1 protein-coding gene and 2 pseudogenes are annotated in these 3837 nt (G+C 60.2%); all 3 read left to right on the forward strand.

Annotated features, from left to right (window positions below; all coding sequences use genetic code 11):
• Window positions 1–1019: 1019 nt before the first annotated feature.
• Window positions 1020–1600: pseudogene (locus FY112_RS09190) on the forward strand (thiamine pyrophosphate-binding protein); the annotation flags it as partial.
• 144 nt (window positions 1601–1744) lie between these two features.
• A pseudogene (locus tag FY112_RS09195) lies at window positions 1745–2869 on the forward strand (thiamine pyrophosphate-dependent enzyme); the annotation flags it as partial.
• Window positions 2870–2964: 95 nt separating this feature from the next.
• The coding region (locus FY112_RS09200) for an iron-containing alcohol dehydrogenase (protein ID WP_246700635.1) at window positions 2965–3837 on the forward strand (873 nt) is incomplete at its 3' end.

The following is a 3837-nucleotide window of genomic DNA, read 5'->3' on the forward strand; positions in this document are numbered from 1 at the left end:
GCTGTGGAGAATTTCGGTTAATCGGCGATGTGATCTCATTTGTCGATTTGCGAGCAGGTAAAAATAAGCGGAGATCGCATTGCCAGAATCTTGGTAGAGGGGAGGCCGATTGCTGATGTCTGTTGCAAAGCTGAAGCTTCTAACGCGACCTTCGAAATTTGCATAAAGCATGCAGATCTGATGCCCTCACAAGTGAAGCGTCTACATCGTTTTGCAACGTCAAGCCGAAGTGGACTGTCGCCGAGCTATCGCTGAACAAGACCGTGGTGCAGGAGTGTTTCCTTCGTTCGTGCAAGCGTCATGAGTATCTAGGTCGCAGGCGCAGGGTGAGAGCCTCGCTGAGGTCACCACCACAAAGGGATGGTGGGCCTCGCCCTTCGCTGCATCATGCGGTGGTCAAATCAAAGAAAGTTGCAATGTCTACCCGCAATAGGCTCCGGCCTGAAGTGGGATTGATATTGGAAGGCCATACTCCACGTCGTCGGCCTGGGCAGGGACGCATGCCGAGTTGAGAAGGGATATCTCCGACGCGATACGGGTGAGGCCGCTCAAATTTTTAAGCCGACGGCGGAGCAGGCCGGCGCGCCAGGCGGCAACATTATGCAGCGCACCCTATGCTGTACGAAGTTACCTCCTCGTGAATGGGATTGCTTTCGTGGCGCTTTGATTGTCGTCGATGATCCCGCCGGAGACGCCGCTGTGCGGCAAATGGATCGTATCCCAAAGGAGTGGTTTAGCGGGATAGCACTGGCCTACTATGGTTTTCCAGGTGGGGTCGGTTGTTGATGACAATAAACTTACGACATCGTCGTCACCTTTGTCAGCTTCGCGACACGCAATCGTCTTCGCCCAATCGCGTATTTTCCGCCCATATAGCTGAAATGTCAGAAAATAATTGTTCTCAGCTCAATCGGCCGGCTTGGCACGAATCTTGAGAGCTATTGCGAGCAGCGGAACCACCGCCGCATCCGCGTTGCGGGATGACCGCATTGCCTCGAACAAATGAAGGAGCGTCAAGCATGGCAGAACAATGTCGGAAGCGCAAGGTCACGGGGGCCGACCTCCTTGTCCGGGGGATTGAAAACCAGGGGGTCGAGCGCATCTTCGGCATCCCCGGCGAAGAATATCTCGGCGTCATTGACTCCATAAAAAGGTCGTCGATTGAGCTCGAGCTGACCCGCCACGAGCAGGGCGCGGCCTACAGGGCCGCGACCTACGGCCGGCTCACTGGCCGGCCGGGTGTCTGCATGGCCACTTGCGGCCCAGGCGCGCTAAACTTCTGCAACGGCGCTGGCTATGCCCTTCTCGGCGGGATGCCGCTGGTAATGATCTGCGGCCAGAAGCCGATCAAAAGCAGCCTCCATGGAGGCTTCCAGGTCATCGACCTCGTCTCCGTGATGAAGCCGGTGACCAAGTTCGCAATGCAGATCGTCTCGCCGCAGATGATCCAGACGACGATTACAGAGGCATTCCGCATCGCCCAGGAGGAAAAACCGGGGCCAGTGTATCTGGAGCTACCGGAAGATATTGCGGCTGAAGAATGCGAGGAGGAGGTCCAATGATTGCGCCGCACCAGTTCGAGCTGCCGACAGCAAGCGATGAGGCCGAACAGGAGAAGGAACACAACTATGGCAGCAAACGCCGGAAACTGCCATCTCCGTCAAAAGGCAAGAAGGTATCTGCCATGACAAAAAAGAGCCCTGAGGGCGAACAGCGCATGATCAAAGGGATTGCGCGCCCGTTCGAACTGCCCACGGCAAGCGGTAAGGCCCTCGATCGTGCGGCGCAAAGGATCCGTGCCGCCAAGCGTCCGCTGATCATGGTGGGCGCGGCAGCAAGCCGCCCGAGCCCGCGCTCGATCTTCCTCATCCGCGAATTCGTGCGACGCACCGGCATCCCCTTCTTCAGCACGCAAATGGGCAAGGGCGTCGTGCGCGAGGACTCCGACCTCTACATGGGCACGGCGGCGCTTTCAAAACGCGACTTTGTCCACGACGCCGTCGACAAGGCCGACCTAATCATCGCGATCGGCTACGACACCTGCGAAAAGCCACCGTTCTTCATGCAAAAGGGCGGCCCGGAGGTCATTCACATCGGATATGAGCCTGCGATCTTCACCAAAGGATATTACCCGCAACTCGAGGTCATCGGCGACATCGGCCCTTCGCTCAAGGCGTTGGCGGATCGCCTTGAGGGCAAGCTGCCAAATGCCGGCGCATTGCTCGAACTGCGCGAGGAGATCCTCTCCCGGATGTCCGATGGCGCCGATGAAAAGAGCTGGCCAGTCACGCTGGATCGAGTGGTGCACGACGTACGCAAGATCATGGCGGAAAACGACATCGTGGCGCTCGACAATGGTCTATACAAGCTCGCGTTCGCCCGCAACTACCGGACCTACCACCGCAATACGCTGCTCCTCGACAATGCGCTGGCAACCATGGGCGCGGGCCTGCCCGCGGCGATAGAGGCCGCGAGGCTCTATCCCGAGCGCCGCGTCATGGCGGTCTGCGGCGACGGTGGCTTCCCGATGACCGACGAGGAACTGGGGCCGGCCGTCCACCTCAACCTCAACCTCAACCTCGTCATCGTCATCCTGAATAACGGCGGCTACGGCATGATCGGCGCGAAGCAGGCGGCTAAAGGTTTCTCGAATTACGGCACCACCTTCGACAGTCCGGATTTCGTGAAATTGGCCGAAGCCTATGGCGCCAAGGGCACGCGCGTCGAAACGACGGACGATCTGGTGCCCGCGCTGGAAGCCGCTTTCGAAGGCGGCGGCGTGCATGTGGTCGAAGTGCTGGTCGATGATTCGAAGTACTGGCCTTCGCGCGAAGGCGAAGGGCCCAAGCACCTGAGCGAGCCGCGATAAACTGCCCTCGGGAGCCCCGGGGGCGGTCCACAGATCAGCTTTTCAGAGCGGGCGGCAGACCCTGCCTCCCGAGAAAGCAACAGGAGGACCACTACATGAAACCGTTTATCTTCCAGACCCTGCCAAACATCCTTATCGAGGCAGGCGCGTCCAGCAAGATCGGCGGGCTCCTCAAGGGCTATAAGGCCGCCCATGTGCTGCTCGTCACCGACGAGAAGGTGCGGGCGGCCGGGCTGACGCGCAATGCGGAAGCGGCGATTGCCGAAGCCGCCATCGCGCTCACCGTGTTCGACGGCGTGGTCGCCGACGCGCCGTCGCATGTCATCGAAGCGGCAGCAGAAATCTGCCGCGAGTGCGGCGTCGACGCTGTCGTGGCGATCGGCGGCGGCAGCGCGTTGGATACGGCAAAGCTCGTCGCCTATCTCGCCAAAACCCCGGTCAAGCTTGATGATATCTATGGTATCGACCGTGCCACCGGCGACCGGCTGCCGCTGCTGCTGGTGCCGACCACGGCGGGAACCGGATCGGAAGTGACGCCGATCTCCATCGTTAAGACGCCAAACAACGAGAAGAAGGCGGTGATCTCGCCGCGCCTCATCCCGGACTGGGCGATCCTCGATCCCCAACTGACGCTCGGCCTGCCGCCGCACCTCACCGCTGAGACGGGCATCGACGCCATGGCGCACGCGATCGAGGCCTACACCGGCAAGATCAAGAAGAACCCGATCTCCGACCAGCTCGCGCTGAAGGCGCTGGCGCTGTTGGCGGCCAATCTCAGGAAAGTGTACACGGACGGCTCTGACCTCGAAGCGCGCTCGGAAATGCTGCTCGGCTCCATGCTGGCCGGCATGGCCTTTGCCAATTCGCCGGTTGCCGCGGTGCATGCGCTCGCCTATCCGATCGGCGAGATCTACCATGTGCCGCACGGCCTCTCCATTGCGCTGGTCCTGCCCTACGTGTTGGAATTC

The sequence above is a fragment of the Rhizobium sp. PEPV16 genome, from assembly GCF_008919455.1.
GTDB classification, from domain to species: Bacteria; Pseudomonadota; Alphaproteobacteria; order Rhizobiales; family Rhizobiaceae; genus Rhizobium; species Rhizobium leguminosarum_Q.